Raw genomic sequence first — 13,368 nt, 5'->3', positions numbered from 1 at the left:
CGCCAAGGTTTTGGGCAAGCCCAAAACGCTTGTACGGCGCAAAGCGCCGCCCCATCTGTGATGGGGCCCCAGGAGGAGCCGGGCGACATATAAAACGGGGCCGCTGCCATTTGCCCGTGTCCCATAAGGAAACCCAAGGACAGGCAGACGGGCGAGTGGTAAATTGAACAGAACCGGGGACCGGCAAGAAGCTGGTCCCCGGTTTTGTTATGCTCTGGTCCCTGTGTCTATTGTGGTGTGGTAGCAGACAGACCGAGCAGTGCTGTCCCTCTCGGCCCTGCCTATCCCACGCCCCGCAGGGCGTCAGAGCGACAGCAATCCCCACGGGGACGAGGCCACAGGTAACCACCACCAACCAGCGGGGGATTGCGAAGGAGCGTACCCACCTTATTCCCCGCCTTGCTTAGGCTCTGTCACTTGCCCAGGCTCCGCCCGTGGCGGGCCACTGGCTCTCAGGTTACCGGACAAGCCTCTCTCTGAACAACAAAAAGCTCGGAACACTTGTACGCCTCTCAAGTGTCCGGGCTTTTTATGTTTTTTCATTCATGGCTTTCATGATTTCTAATACTGCCTTTTTTTGCCGAGGCGTTAGATTCGCCCATTGACGGAATACCGCATCCAGGTCCGGGGTCAGCTCCACCATTTCCCCCTCTGCAAAGAACTGTGAAAGTGTTATGCCAAACCCTTTGCAAATTGCTTCTAAAGTGGAGACCGAAGGAATGGTATTGCGCTTATAGATATTTGCTATTGTGGCATGGGACAAGTTGCTGTTTTTTGCCAGACGATAGGTTGTCCATCCTTGACTTTCCAACAGCTGGTGCAGCCTTTCCAGAACATCCATACTTTCAACACCATCCTTTTGTAGCTATTTTATCGTTAAGCTTGATGGTATTATATGAAAGTATTGTAACTATATTATTGTTATGTTAGAATACAATTTGAGCAGCACAGCAAGTGTGCGAATGAAAGCTTGAAAGGACTGATATTATGAGTAACCAAAGCGGCGGCTGGGATACCGCCATTGAGACCCAGAACTACACCCCCAGCGGAGGGGCGGCCCCGCAAAAGGGCGCAAGTATCTTGGTAGACCAGAGCGAGAGCATTGTGTCCACCATCGGCAGCAACTATTTGCAAAATTTCCTATCCGGCGGCACGGTGTCGAAGGGCGTAGGCATCCTGACCCAGAAGCGATTTTACTACAAGGGCAGGAATTTCAGCGGTTCGGGTAAAGACATGAAAGTAACCACTGAGGAAGGCATTGTATCTATTGAGGATATTACCTTCAGCAATTTTTCTTACACAAGAAACATCGGTGCCTTGGTTGGAGGATTACTGCTGGCTGTCATAGGTAGTTTTTGCGTCTTGTGGTTAGCAGGTTATGGCGGCGGCGGCGGTGTGGCGGCTTATGGTGGACTTGGAATGATAGGCGTTGCTGTTTTCCTGCTAGTCAAATTTTTTGTCAGTCGAAAATCTCTTTTTATCGTTTCCTTCCCCGGCGGCAGTTTTGGTTTTGACATTCGTTATTACCCCATTTCCGACATTCGGGACTTCCAGCGGCAGCTTCACCTATTAAAAGACCACCGCAAGGAGGACGGGGACCTATGAGGGAACAGTACCCCTTTTTCCGAGAGGAGGACGAGCGCACCCGGGCGGTCATCGGTGAGGACGCCGCGGAATCAGACCTGAACGGGGAGTATCAAAAGCCATACGCCATTCTTACCCAGAAGCGGCTTTACTGCAAGAACGAAACGGGGAATTATATCACACCGTCTGCTGACCTGCTGAAAGCTGAAAACGGCCTTTTACCGGGGCCAAACTGGTTTTTGTGGTCGGCCATTATTGGTGTTGCGTTGGCGGTGGGACTTATTAATTGGACATTCTGGATAATATACTCTAACGACCCTTTTATGTGGGAGATCTGGACATATAATGAAGGTTTCCCTACATTAGTGTGGATGGCTGAAAGAGTTTTTTTGTGCGGTGGAAGCGTTATGACAATTATCCTGATTCTTGTAAAAAAATTTCAGGCAGTCAACAAGCTAATTTTGATAATTGCGTTTATAGAAGTAGTATGTAATGCCATTTGGTTCTGGCTTTTTCCATGGATTAACTCTTTTATTTTATGTTGCGCGGTGTCTGTTGTTTTGTCCACATCGTCTGTCATCCTGTCTATTCTGGGTATCATACAGGATAAAAGGCATACCGCATTTTTTATTACCCACAGCGCCGGGGCCTTTTCCTTTAACCCCGGCCTATATTCCTCTGCCGAGCTGAAACACTTTGCAGCCCAGGTTAAGGCCCTAAAAGCAGGTGACGCAAATGGGCAATAACCCCGGTTTTCTGCTCGGCGGTGCCTCTTGCTCCGCTGTCCTTACCGCCGAAACCGTCACCCTCAGCGGGAACTATTACCGCTATGACATTCACAAACGGCGCAAGGCGTCCGGAACTGTCACGGTGGACTTGCTCAATGTGCTGCGGGTGGGGCTGACCAAAACCTATTCCCGCCTTATGCTGGCCGTCCCAATGTGCTTCGGCTTCGCTGCTTTAGGCATCAAGGTCATTCCCTCTGTCGAGGTAAAAAAGACCCTTTTGGAAATTCCAGATGTTTGGAGTTTCTCCCCTGGCGTTACATTCTGGAGCCTGCCCCACCAGGATTTTCTGTGGAAGCTGTGCGCCGCGCTGTGCCTGCTCACCATCCCCCTGTACTGGTTGAGCTACCGCAACGATTTGGAGGTCAACACCACCCAGGGCCGCTATCTGCTCCCCCGGAAAGGAATGGACGCGGCACAGATCGCCAGCTTTCAGCGAGAGTTTACACAAGCCAAAATAGCTCGACAAAAGCAGAATAAGTATATATAATTCAAAAAGGCGGACGGTCAAAGGGCCGTCCGCCACTTGTTTTTGAGGAGAGGTTATATGAAAAAAGGCTCCAAAAAGATGCGTCCAGAAATTAAACAGCCGATTTATTATGAAATAGACTGGGGTCGAGCTGGTGTACACTATATCCCGTTGAATAACGGCACCTTTAGCCTAAGTGACATAACCGACGGAATAAAGTATCTGTTAGAGGACCACGGCTATAAAGTATCTGATTTGGTAAAGGCATTTGTTTCCTGGAAAGAAAAAAACGGTTTATTGGTGCAGGACGTACCTAGTGAGGATACAAGTCTAAGGCGCTATCTTAACAATAAAATCGTTATGCCGATGGAGGTGATGATTGATGTGTTTTGCGTTTTGGATAACTTGGGTAAGCAACTCCCGGAAGAAGAATCTGTTAAATACTTTGAAACGCTTTGCAAATTGCATAAAATGGCAGCTCAATACCAGTGGGAAACGAGTTATTTTAATGAAAAACTTGAGAATCTTCTTGAACAGCTAAATGAGTTAGATGCTGATGATATTATCCGTTTTTTGCGGTCTTTTGAATTACTGTCACTGGGGGAAGAAACTTGGTGTTTCTGGCTTTGTTATGCTACATTGCCTAGAGAAATGAGGGAAGAAACTGAACAGGTCTTATGCCGGTGTACGACACCGCATACATTCCATCGGTTGTTCTCCCGATATCATTTCTATGCAGAGGAAGCCCATGTACTGGACGAAAAAATACTGAGAGCGAAAAGGGCTGCCCAGGAAAATCAAGAGGCGCTGAAAAAGCGCCTGGTCAGCATGGCTCGGGAAACATTTAACAGAGTTCCTAAAACCGATAGCGCCCTAAAACGAATATGTGAGATTATCAATTTGGCACTTCATTTAGACAGTGGCGATTGGATGGTGCTGCTAATGTATGAGTACACGGAAGATTGCAAATCCGCCATAGAGTTTGTATTGTCAGCTATGGAGACCCCAACCAATTACAAAAGTAAATGTCCGGAAGAAGTGGTGCGCTCCTTCAAAGAACGTCTTGTCGAACAGGTAGACCGGCGAGAGCAAGCAGAGTTAGAAATGATGTTTTTGGATGATTAAGCGTAAGTAAATACCCATAAAAGCGGCTGGTGTTCAAAAGATGACACCAGCCGCTTTTATCAGCAATAATGCGGACAGTACAAATGATTGTTGCTTTTGACGATGTTTTTTACTTATGGCAGAATATCATCATAGGGACGCCTATTTGAAATATAGCCGCCGCCTTTGGGGTCGCGACCTGGGGGACGGTGGACACAATTAAGAAGAAGGTAATACCATGGCAAAATTCAATATTTCTTTGACCTGTGAACAGGCAACCGGTACCGCTACCCCCTTTCTTGTCGGGGTGTCGGAGGACCGGGAATGGATAGATGGCCCGGACGGTAAGCGCCATCCCGGCTCTACGATTGGGACCCGTTACACCGTCCTCATGCTCCAGAGCGAGTGTGCCCCGCTGGTCGTGAAGACCCCGGAGACCACCCCGGCCGTGAGCGCCGAGGAAGTGGCTGCGGCCTGTTTGTCCGGAAATTTTATCCGGGTCCGGTTCGAGGGTTTCACGGCCAGCCCCTACCAGGGCAGGAACGGCCTGGGCATCAGCGCCAACGCTGAGAAGTGCATGGTCGTGACCCCTGCGGCTAACACTTCCAAGACCTAACCAACTCATAACCAGCGGCCCCGGCAGGGTCGGGGCCGCCCTCATTGTTAATAAAGGAGATGAATACTATTAAAACTTTAATTGCTTTCTTTGCTGCGCTTGCATCTCCGCTGATCAGTCAGTGGACCAAGTGTGGCCAAGCCATTGAGGACCGGAATCCCCTGGAGGCTGTACTCCATTTCCTCCTGGTGGTCCTTTACATCGGTGGGCTGAGCGCCGCTGCCTGCGGGCTTGTGGCTCTGGTCTGCGAGTTCTGGTTTTATCTGATTATCCCCATCCTTATCGTCTGGCTTATCCTGTATTATGCCGGGAAGAAGCCACAGACCCCGCCTCCCCCGCCTCCACCTCCCCCGCCTCCGGTGATCGGGGAAGTGCGTGCCCGGGCGGAGCGGGCTTATCCGCTCATGATGCAAACGGCGTATCTCCTATTTACTGACCTGTGCCGCTACCTGCCCGGCCTTGTGGCCCCCTTTTCCATGTCGGCGGTGACCGCCCCGGTCAACTTCGATATTACCGCAAGCCTTATCACCAAATTCCATTTCGTGCTCGCCAAGGGCCAGTGCAGCGTACCCGTTAGCGATGTAAAGGATATCCTGGACAACATTATCTTTCAGCGCCTCCGCGCCCAGGACCTGCCCATCTCTATTCCGGCTATTTACACTGCGGCGGACGGCAGCACATGGCCGGGCCTGGTGGTGGACGGTGTCTTTGACTTGGGCAATCAGTACCGGGTGGACCTAGTCATCACCAACGAGGCCGAGGTGGCCGCCCTCCGGGCCAAGGGCCTGACCTGGTCTGAGGACGATGACGAAGCCGAACCCCAGGACCCGGACCTCTAAGATTATGCTGGTAGGGTACGAGTACAATTCCTACAAGCTGGGCGTGGCGCTGGGGGTCCACTGGACCCCTGGCCCCACGGCCCCGCCCCATTGGCTGGTCGTTGGTCCAAGCGGAACGGGGAAAACGGTGTTTTCCGGCCAGCTTGCAGCCCGCATGGTGCTGCGGGAAAATGCCCGTCTGTGGATAGCCAACTACAAGGACGATGATTTTTTCCAATTTCTCCAAGGGGTACAGGGGCGGTATTACCGATTCCGGGACGCGGTCAACGGCATACGGGATTTTTATACCGTCCTGGAGAACAGGCTGGGTGGGGACCCGGACCGCTCTCTGTGTCTGCTGTGGGTGGACGAGCTGGCGGCTATGGTAACGGGCCTGGACAAGAAGGAGGGGGAACTTGTGAAATCCGCTGTGGCCTCCATCCTTCAAACAGGCCGCTCCCTCAACTGTCAGCTGCTGGTCAGTGTCCAGCGTGCGGACAGCGCTTACTTCAACAACGGGGCGAGAGAGAATTTTGGGAATGTGGTGTTCCTGGGTCCCAATATCACAAAGGAGGCAGCGGGGATGTTCGGAATAGACCGGGCAGTCCTGCCCTCTGTGACAGGGCGGGCAGGATATTATATCGTCAACGGCAATAGTGAAGCGATCCGCCCCATCCAGTGCCCCATCATCAAGGACACCGCCAAGCTGCGAGAGGCCCTTTCGCTGGGACTGACAAGGTGACAAGCTGGGAGCGGCGGCGGAGCCGTAGGCGGAAGCCGCCGCTCCTGTTAACTTGATTCTTTATGAACATTAACAGAAAAGAGGAACACGAGCGCCCCCGGCCCAGGGACGGTGTAACAGTAAAAGAGTGCGGAAACCTTATAGAGGTGCGGTACAGTGTAAATGCTCCCCCGGAAACAGTCATTCAAAAACTGACGGCGGAGCTATACCTGGATAAACGGACGGGAGAAGTTAAGGCTTTCCGGCACACGGAAAACCGGGCAGAGGACAAGTCCAGCGTGGCGCAAAGTCTGTGCAGGCTGCGGGACCTCATCAACACCAATGTGACAGACCCGGACCGGGTTCTATGGGTAACGCTGACCTACCGGGAAAATATGCGTGACCCCTCCCGGCTGTATGAGGACTTCCGCCGCTACCGGCAGCGGCTGAACTACTACCTGGACAAACAGAGACAGCCGAAATGTGAATACATAGCGGCAGCAGAGCCACAGGGCCGTGGGGCGTGGCACCTCCATTTGCTGCTCCTGTTTCCCGACAAGGCCCCATTCATCCCCAACACTGAAATGGCCCGTCTGTGGGGGCAGGGATTTACCAAGACCAAGAGCCTAAAGGGCGTGGATAACCCGGGCCTCTATCTGACCGCCTATCTGGGCGACATGGAGCTGACCGAGGCGGTGACGGCTGGACAGTTCCAAGCGGCCCACATCCAGGAGAAGGCAGCGGGGAAAGCAGTGGTAAAAGGGGCGAGGCTGCGGTTGTACCCCAGCGGATTCAACTTATATCGCTGTTCCAGAGGGGTGAAGCGGCCACAAGTCAAGCAAATGACCGAGGGTGAGGCCCGCCAAGTCATCAGGGACGCCCCTCTTGTCTATGAAAAAACCATAGCGGTCTTGAATAGCGAGGGCGAGACGGTGAACATCATCAACTACCGCCAATACAACCGGGCCAGGGTCGAGGAAGAAACCGCCCCCGCCGTAGCATCGGGAAAGACAGAGGCATGAGCTGTCCGGGAGACGCCCAAAGAATAAAATCCGGCGGCAAGCGCCGCCCACCACTAACCCCATACAGATAGCCGTCGCAACGGCAACCGCTAAAAAGGCAATATCCGCCATATCAAGTAAAGGGTAAAACAAGGAGGCAGAACTATGAGTGACCAACAAGAACAAGACAGGGTACTGGTCGTGACTCCCATTATTTTTAAGGAGATAAGCGGGACGATATACGGTGTCTATGGCTATTTCAGCCCGGAGGCAAAGGAAACAGCGAGGGAGAGAATCAGACGGCTTTTGACGAAGGAACCAGAAAGCAAAATGCGGAATAAAGTTGCAAGAATTATATAAAACGCTGTACTTTTAGGCAGAAATAAGGTATAATATAGACATACCACAAGCCCGTTCTGCCACACAAAGGAGGTTAATTTCATGTGGCAGTACGATACAATCAAAGGCAAATTTATCCCCGGCGAACTTCCAGCCGACGGTGCAAAAATCACTGCTTGCTATGACCGGCTGAGCCAGGAGGACGAGCAGGAGGGGGACAGCGGGTCCGTCGTTAATCAGCGGGACTTCCTGCGGAAATACTGCGTAGAACATCATTTCCTCAATGTGCGGCACTTCTCAGACGATGGCTATACTGGGACGAATTTTGACCGGCCCGGTTTCCGGGAGATGATGGACCTGGTGGAGCAGGGCCGTGTCTCCGCCGTCATTGTCAAGGACCATTCCCGGCTGGGTCGTAACCGCCTTCTGGTGGGCGCTCTCATGGAGCGGTTCACGGAGGATTACGGGGTGCGGTATATCGCTGTGACGGACAACATCGACAGCGCCAAGGGCCTGGACGATATGACGGCAGTGCGGGAGTTGTTTAACGAGTTTTACCCCCGTGACACCTCCAAGAAAATACGTGCGGTGTTCACCAGCAAGGGCAACAGCGGACAGCGGTTGTGTACCCAGGTCCCCTATGGCTACAAGGGCAATAAATACGGCTGGGAAATAGACGACGAAGCGGCCCAGGTAGTGCAGGAGATATTCAGCCTGTGTATGGCGGGGTTGGGTCCCATGCAGATCGCCAAGCGGCTAAAAGCGGCGGGAGTGCTGACCCCCACGGCGTACAAGCTGGAAAAGGGCCTGTCTGTTACCCATAAGCCGACAGCGGACCCTTGCGGCTGGGACCATCGGGCGGTAGTGAAAATCCTGGAGCGCATGGAATACCTAGGCTGTACGGTGAACTTCAAGACCCGGAAGAAGTCATACAAGTCTAAAAAGACGCTGTACCTCCCCAAAGAGGAATGGAAGGTATTTCCCGACACTCACCCAGCTATTATAGACCGGGAAACATGGGAACGGGTCCAGGAGCTGCGGAAGCACAAGCGCCGTCCCACTAAAGCGGGCAAGCGGGGTTTGTTCTCCGGGCTGGCCTATTGCGCCGACTGCATGAGCAAGCTGTATTTCTCCACCCACAAGGGGTCCACAGAGGACCAGGACCACTATGTATGCGCCAACTACAAGAGCAACACGGGCAGCTGCACCATCCACTATATCCGGGAAAAGGTACTGTCTGCCCTGGTGCTGGCCCACCTGCAAGCCACCCTTGCCTATGTCCAGGCGGACGAGGACGCTTTTACCCGTCTGGTGATGGAAAAGGACGCCCAGGAGCAGCGGCGGGATTTAGCCCGAAAGAAAGCAGAGCTGACCAAGGCGGAGAAGCGGGGCATGGAACTGGACGGGCTTTTCCAGCGGGTCTATGAGGACCACGCCCTGGGTAAGCTGACAGAGGAGCGGTACAACCGCCTCTCCAGATCTTACGAGGCCGAACAGAGAGAGCTGGAGGCCAGAGTGGAAGAACTGCGGCGGGACCTGGAAAAAGGCCAGGAGGAGGCCGTAAATGTGGCCCAATTCGTGGCGCTGGTGAAGAAATATACGGAGGTCCGGGAACTGACGCCCACTATCGTCAACGAGTTTATCAAGATGGTGATTGTTCACGCTCCATCGAAGGTCAACGGCAGACGATTCCAGGCGGTGCAGGTCGTTTATAATCTGGTGGGTGAGGTCACGATACCCGACACCCAGAACAGAGAAACGGCGTAACCCCGTAAGGTTACGCCGTTCTCTCCAAATATTGATACTTCCTTATGGGACATGGCCCTTGGCAGCGGCCCCTTGTGCTTGTCAAAACTTACTTCAGGTTGAAGAAAGCGTCCTTGCCCAGGTACTGAGCAACATCGCCCAGCAATCCCACAAAAAGCCTCAGCTTTCTGTGGGAACCCTGATTTATTTCACTTGCTCGGCGGAAGTGAATTCCGCCTGCGCCAAGGTTTTGGGCAAGCCCAAAACGCTTGTACGGCGCAAAGCGCCGCCCCATCTGTGATGGGGCCCCAGGAGGAGCCGGGCGACATATAAAACGGGGCCGCTGCCATTGGCAGCGGCCCCTTGTGCTTGTCAAAACTTACTTCAGGTTGAAGAAAGCGTCCTTGCCCAGGTACTGAGCAACGTCGCCCAGCTCCTCCTCGATGCGGAGCAGCTGGTTGTACTTGGCCACACGGTCGGTGCGGCTGGGAGCGCCGGTCTTGATCTGGCCAGCGTTCAGAGCCACGGCGATGTCGGCAATGGTGGCGTCCTCGGTCTCGCCGGAGCGGTGAGACACGATGGCGGTGTAGCCAGCGCGGTTAGCCATCTGGATGGCGTCCAGGGTCTCGGTCAGGGTGCCGATCTGGTTGACCTTGATCAGGATGGCGTTAGCCACCTTCTTCTCAATGCCGGTAGCCAGACGGGTCACGTTGGTCACGAACAGGTCGTCGCCCACCAGCTGCACCCGGTCGCCGATAGCCTTGGTCAGCATAGCCCAGCCTTCCCAGTCGGTCTCGGCCATGCCGTCCTCCAGGGAGATGATGGGGTAGGTGTCGGCGAACTTCTTCCACATGTTCACCAGCTGCTGCTGAGTCAGCTTCTTGCCGGACTTGGGCTGGATATAGCACTTCTCCTCCTCATTCCACCACTCGGAAGAAGCAGCGTCGATGGCGATCATGAAGTCCTCGCCGGGCTTGTAACCGGCCTCCTCGATGGCCTTCACGATGACCTTCAGAGCGTCCTCGTCCTTCTTCAGGTTGGGAGCGTAGCCGCCCTCGTCACCCACGCCGGCGGCGGGAGTGCCGTTCTCCTTCAGGGTCTTCTTCAGCTGATGGAAGACCTCGGCGCACATACGCAGAGCCTCGCGGAAGCAGCAGGCGCCCACGGGCATGATCATGAACTCCTGGATCTCCACGTTGTTGGTGGCGTGAGCGCCGCCGTTGAGGATGTTCATCATGGGCACGGGCAGAACCTTGGCGTTGACGCCGCCAATGTAGTTGTACAGGGAGGTGCCCAGGCTCTCGGCAGCGGCCTTAGCGCAGGCCAGAGAAGCGCCCAGGATGGCGTTGGCGCCCAGCTTGGTCTTGTTGGGGGTGCCGTCCAGCTCGATGAGGGCCTTGTCGATAGCGGTCTGGTCCAGCACGTTCATGCCCACCAGGCACTCGGCGATCTCAGTGTTGACGTTCTTCACAGCGGTGAGCACGCCCTTGCCCAGGTAACGGCCCTTGTCGCCGTCACGCAGCTCGCAAGCCTCATAGATACCGGTGGAAGCGCCGGAGGGCACAGCAGCGCGGCCCACGGTGCCGTCTTCCAGATAGACCTCCACCTCGACGGTGGGGTTGCCGCGGCTGTCCAGGATCTCACGGCCCAGCACGTCAACGATCTCGATGATCTGCTTCATGATTAAAAACTCCTTTCGTATTCACAGCGGGGACAAACCCGCCGTGCAGGGGGATTTGTGTGGGGGGCGGGCAGCCTGCCCGCCGGATCTATATTTGGTACGGCGGAATTCCACCGGATACCGCTTTAGTTGAGGATCAGGGTCTCCCCGTCCATCTCAGACGGTTTCTCGAGCCCCATCAGATCCAGCATAGTGGGGGCGATGTCGGCCAAGCGGCCGTCCCGCAGCTTCACATCAGCGCCCACGATGTAGAAGGGCACCAGATTGGTGGTGTGGGCGGTGTAGGGCGTGACCCCGTCATCGTCCAGCATCCGGTCGGCGTTGCCGTGGTCGGCGGTGATGAGGGACACGCCGCCCATCTTGGTGGTGGCCTCCACCACCTTGCCCACGCCGGTATCCACAGCCTCTACGGCCTTCACAGCGGCGTCAAACACGCCGGTATGGCCCACCATGTCGCAGTTGGCGAAGTTGAGGATGATAACATCATACTTGCCGCTCTCGATGCGCTTCACGGCCTCCTCGGTAACCTCGGGGGCGCTCATCTCGGGCTGCAGGTCATAGGTAGCCACCTTGGGAGAGGGGATCAGGCAGCGATCCTCTCCGGGGAACACCTGCTCAGCGCCGCCGTTGAAGAAGAAGGTCACATGAGCGTACTTCTCGGTCTCGGCGATGCGCAGCTGGGTATAGCCCTGGCGGGCGATATACTCACCAAAGATGTTCACCAGCTCGTGATGGGGGAAGGCAATGAGCACGTTGGGCATGGTGGCATCATACTCAGTGGTGCACACATAGGTCACGGGGAAATAGCCGTGCTTGCGCTCCACGTCGGTGAAAGCGGGGTCCACGAAGCAGCGGGTGATCTCTCGGGCACGGTCGGGGCGGAAGTTCATGAAGATGATGGAGTCGCCCTCCTTCACCTTGCCCTCCTTGGCACACACCACAGGCTCCACGAACTCGTCGGTGACACCGGCATCATAGGACTTCTGCACTGCGTCCACCGGATCGGCATTCTCAGTGCCCACGCCCAGGACGATGGCGTCATAGGCCCGCTGCAGGCGATCCCAGCGCTTGTCCCGGTCCATGGCGTAGAAGCGGCCCATGACAGTGGCCACCTGGCCCACGCCGATCTCCTTGCACTTGTTCACCAGCTGCTCCACATATTCCTTGCCGGAGGCAGGCGGCACGTCGCGGCCGTCCAGGAAGCAGTGGACGAACACCTTGTGCAGGCCACGCTTCTTGGCCATCTCCAGCAGGGCAAAGATGTGGGTAATATGGCTGTGGACGCCGCCGTCACTCAGCAGTCCGAACACATGCAGCGCGCCGTCCCGCTCCTTGCAGTCATCCATGGCCTCGATATAAGCCTCGTTCTCAAAAAAGGTTCCATCCTGGATCGCCTTGGTGATCCGGGGCAGATCCTGGAACACCACCCGGCCGGCGCCGATGTTGGTGTGTCCCACCTCGGAGTTGCCCATCTGTCCCTCAGGCAGACCCACATCCATGCCGGAGGCCGCCAGCTTGCAGCCGGGGTTTTCGGCAAAGATCTTGTCCAGATTGGGGGTATGGGCGGCGGCAATGGCGTTGCCGGACTTGTCGTCCCGCAGACCGAAGCCGTCCATAATAATGAGGGTGGTCGGTGTTTTACTCATAGCTTACCTCTTGTTCTCTGTTCTGAAAGATACCGTAGGGGCGGCCTTTTCGCTATGGCCGCCCCTGCGGCATATGCGCTTACTCCTGGTTGGCAGCGTTGATGATCTCCACGAAATCGGGGGCCTTCAGGGAGGCGCCGCCGATCAGGCCGCCGTCCACGTCGGGCTGAGCCAGCAGCTCGTGGGCGTTCTTGGCGTTCATGGAACCGCCGTACTGGATGGTAACGGCACGAGCCACACGGGCGCCGTACAGCTTGCGGACCACGGTACGAATAGCCTCGCAAACCTCACCGGCCTGCTCAGCAGTGGCGGTCTTGCCGGTGCCGATGGCCCAGATGGGCTCATAGGCAATGACCACATGGCGCATCTTGTCGGCGGGCACGCCGGACAGAGCGGCCTTCACCTGATAGGAGATCAGATCCATGGTCACACCCAGCTCACGCTGCTCCAGGCTCTCGCCCACGCACACGATGGGGTACAGGCCGGCCTCCAGGGCGGCATGGACCTTCTTGTTGACGGTGAAATCGGTCTCGTTGTAGTACTGACGGCGCTCGGAGTGGCCGATGATAACGTACTTCACGCCGATCTCCTTGAGCATCTCGGGAGAGACCTCGCCGGTGAAAGCGCCGTGAGACTCGTAGTGGCAGGTCTCGGCGCCGATGGCCACCCGGGACTCCTTGAACAGCCGCACGGCGGCCTGGAGGTTCACGGAGGGCACACACAGCACCACCTCACACCACTTGGGCTTGCCGATGAGGGGCTTGAGCTCCTCGGCAAAGGCCTTGGTCTCGGAGAGGGTCTTGTTCATCTTCCAGTTGCCGGCGATGATGGTCTTGCGATATCTTCTGTTCATCGGGA

Annotated in this window: 14 protein-coding genes; 10 read left to right on the top strand and 4 right to left on the bottom strand. The window is 55.5% G+C overall.

Going from position 1 to position 13,368, the window contains the following annotated elements:
* Positions 1-529: 529 nt before the first annotated feature.
* Positions 530-841, bottom strand: coding sequence for a helix-turn-helix domain-containing protein (locus ACTNB1_RS14195; RefSeq protein ID WP_441170380.1), 312 nt, complete (start codon positions 839-841; stop codon positions 530-532).
* Between the two features lie 146 nt (positions 842-987).
* Here ACTNB1_RS14195 and ACTNB1_RS14190 point away from each other — a divergent pair, with 146 nt between their 5' ends.
* From ACTNB1_RS14190 to ACTNB1_RS14145, 10 genes are all read left to right on the top strand, one after another.
* A complete protein-coding gene (locus ACTNB1_RS14190; protein ID WP_441170379.1) occupies positions 988-1,605 on the top strand; it encodes a hypothetical protein in 618 nt (205 codons plus the stop codon).
* Positions 1,602-2,330 (top strand): hypothetical protein, encoded by a 729-nt coding sequence (locus ACTNB1_RS14185; protein WP_441170377.1) that lies wholly within the window; start codon positions 1,602-1,604, stop codon positions 2,328-2,330. Before ACTNB1_RS14190 ends, ACTNB1_RS14185 begins: the two co-directional genes overlap by 4 nt.
* A complete protein-coding gene (locus ACTNB1_RS14180; protein WP_441170376.1) occupies positions 2,320-2,859 on the top strand; it encodes a hypothetical protein in 540 nt (179 codons plus the stop codon). The genes ACTNB1_RS14185 and ACTNB1_RS14180 overlap by 11 nt, the downstream gene beginning before the upstream one ends.
* A 57-nt stretch (positions 2,860-2,916) precedes the next feature.
* Positions 2,917-3,963, top strand: a complete 1,047-nt coding sequence (locus tag ACTNB1_RS14175) for a hypothetical protein (protein ID WP_441170375.1) — start codon at positions 2,917-2,919, stop codon at positions 3,961-3,963.
* 217 nt (positions 3,964-4,180) lie between these two features.
* Entirely contained in the window at positions 4,181-4,558 is a 378-nt protein-coding gene (locus tag ACTNB1_RS14170) for a hypothetical protein (RefSeq protein ID WP_441170373.1), read from the top strand.
* A 59-nt stretch (positions 4,559-4,617) separates the two neighbouring features.
* The gene (locus tag ACTNB1_RS14165; RefSeq protein WP_441170371.1) at positions 4,618-5,397 is read left to right on the top strand and encodes a hypothetical protein; all 780 of its coding nucleotides are present in this window, start codon (positions 4,618-4,620) and stop codon (positions 5,395-5,397) included.
* A gap of 4 nt (positions 5,398-5,401) precedes the next feature.
* On the top strand, positions 5,402-6,118 hold the full coding sequence (locus ACTNB1_RS14160; protein WP_441170370.1) for a hypothetical protein: 717 nt from the start codon (positions 5,402-5,404) through the stop codon (positions 6,116-6,118).
* A 62-nt stretch (positions 6,119-6,180) separates the two neighbouring features.
* Positions 6,181-7,119, top strand: coding sequence for a rolling circle replication-associated protein (locus ACTNB1_RS14155; protein WP_441170369.1), 939 nt, complete (start codon positions 6,181-6,183; stop codon positions 7,117-7,119).
* Positions 7,120-7,263: 144 nt separating this feature from the next.
* Positions 7,264-7,458, top strand: a complete 195-nt coding sequence (locus ACTNB1_RS14150; protein ID WP_441170368.1) for a hypothetical protein — start codon at positions 7,264-7,266, stop codon at positions 7,456-7,458.
* Between the two features lie 81 nt (positions 7,459-7,539).
* On the top strand, positions 7,540-9,204 hold the full coding sequence (locus tag ACTNB1_RS14145) for a recombinase family protein (protein ID WP_441170367.1): 1,665 nt from the start codon (positions 7,540-7,542) through the stop codon (positions 9,202-9,204).
* Between the two features lie 358 nt (positions 9,205-9,562).
* On the opposite strand, the gene eno is transcribed toward ACTNB1_RS14145, so the two are convergent.
* The 3 genes from eno to tpiA form a co-directional block, all read right to left on the bottom strand.
* Positions 9,563-10,864 carry a phosphopyruvate hydratase gene (eno, locus tag ACTNB1_RS14140; RefSeq protein WP_441170366.1) on the bottom strand — a complete coding sequence of 434 codons (1,302 nt, stop codon included), beginning with the start codon at positions 10,862-10,864 and terminating at the stop codon, positions 9,563-9,565.
* 125 nt (positions 10,865-10,989) lie between these two features.
* A complete protein-coding gene (gpmI, locus tag ACTNB1_RS14135; RefSeq protein ID WP_441170365.1) occupies positions 10,990-12,510 on the bottom strand; it encodes a 2,3-bisphosphoglycerate-independent phosphoglycerate mutase in 1,521 nt (506 codons plus the stop codon).
* Between the two features lie 79 nt (positions 12,511-12,589).
* Positions 12,590-13,363 carry a triose-phosphate isomerase gene (gene tpiA, locus ACTNB1_RS14130; protein WP_130869644.1) on the bottom strand — a complete coding sequence of 258 codons (774 nt, stop codon included), beginning with the start codon at positions 13,361-13,363 and terminating at the stop codon, positions 12,590-12,592.
* Positions 13,364-13,368: the final 5 nt, after the last annotated feature.

Origin of the sequence: Flavonifractor sp. HCP28S3_F3 (assembly GCF_052065355.1) — a bacterium.
Lineage (GTDB): Bacteria > Bacillota > Clostridia > Oscillospirales > Oscillospiraceae > Flavonifractor.
Note: the sequence above shows the minus strand (reverse complement) of the source record. Positions and strands in the feature narration are given on the sequence as shown.

What these genes read in the sequence shown, in the direction of transcription:
- eno (WP_441170366.1), bottom strand. Translation starts at nt 10,864, where the DNA reads ATGAAGCAGATCATCGAGATCGTTGACGTGCTGGGCCGTGAGATCCTG.
- ACTNB1_RS14145 (WP_441170367.1), top strand. Translation starts at nt 7,540, where the DNA reads ATGTGGCAGTACGATACAATCAAAGGCAAATTTATCCCCGGCGAACTT.
- ACTNB1_RS14185 (WP_441170377.1), top strand. Translation starts at nt 1,602, where the DNA reads ATGAGGGAACAGTACCCCTTTTTCCGAGAGGAGGACGAGCGCACCCGG.
- ACTNB1_RS14170 (WP_441170373.1), top strand. Translation starts at nt 4,181, where the DNA reads ATGGCAAAATTCAATATTTCTTTGACCTGTGAACAGGCAACCGGTACC.
- ACTNB1_RS14150 (WP_441170368.1), top strand. Translation starts at nt 7,264, where the DNA reads ATGAGTGACCAACAAGAACAAGACAGGGTACTGGTCGTGACTCCCATT.
- ACTNB1_RS14175 (WP_441170375.1), top strand. Translation starts at nt 2,917, where the DNA reads ATGAAAAAAGGCTCCAAAAAGATGCGTCCAGAAATTAAACAGCCGATT.
- ACTNB1_RS14165 (WP_441170371.1), top strand. Translation starts at nt 4,618, where the DNA reads ATGAATACTATTAAAACTTTAATTGCTTTCTTTGCTGCGCTTGCATCT.
- ACTNB1_RS14160 (WP_441170370.1), top strand. Translation starts at nt 5,402, where the DNA reads ATGCTGGTAGGGTACGAGTACAATTCCTACAAGCTGGGCGTGGCGCTG.
- ACTNB1_RS14195 (WP_441170380.1), bottom strand. Translation starts at nt 841, where the DNA reads ATGGATGTTCTGGAAAGGCTGCACCAGCTGTTGGAAAGTCAAGGATGG.
- tpiA (WP_130869644.1), bottom strand. Translation starts at nt 13,363, where the DNA reads ATGAACAGAAGATATCGCAAGACCATCATCGCCGGCAACTGGAAGATG.
- gpmI (WP_441170365.1), bottom strand. Translation starts at nt 12,510, where the DNA reads ATGAGTAAAACACCGACCACCCTCATTATTATGGACGGCTTCGGTCTG.
- ACTNB1_RS14190 (WP_441170379.1), top strand. Translation starts at nt 988, where the DNA reads ATGAGTAACCAAAGCGGCGGCTGGGATACCGCCATTGAGACCCAGAAC.
- ACTNB1_RS14155 (WP_441170369.1), top strand. Translation starts at nt 6,181, where the DNA reads ATGAACATTAACAGAAAAGAGGAACACGAGCGCCCCCGGCCCAGGGAC.
- ACTNB1_RS14180 (WP_441170376.1), top strand. Translation starts at nt 2,320, where the DNA reads ATGGGCAATAACCCCGGTTTTCTGCTCGGCGGTGCCTCTTGCTCCGCT.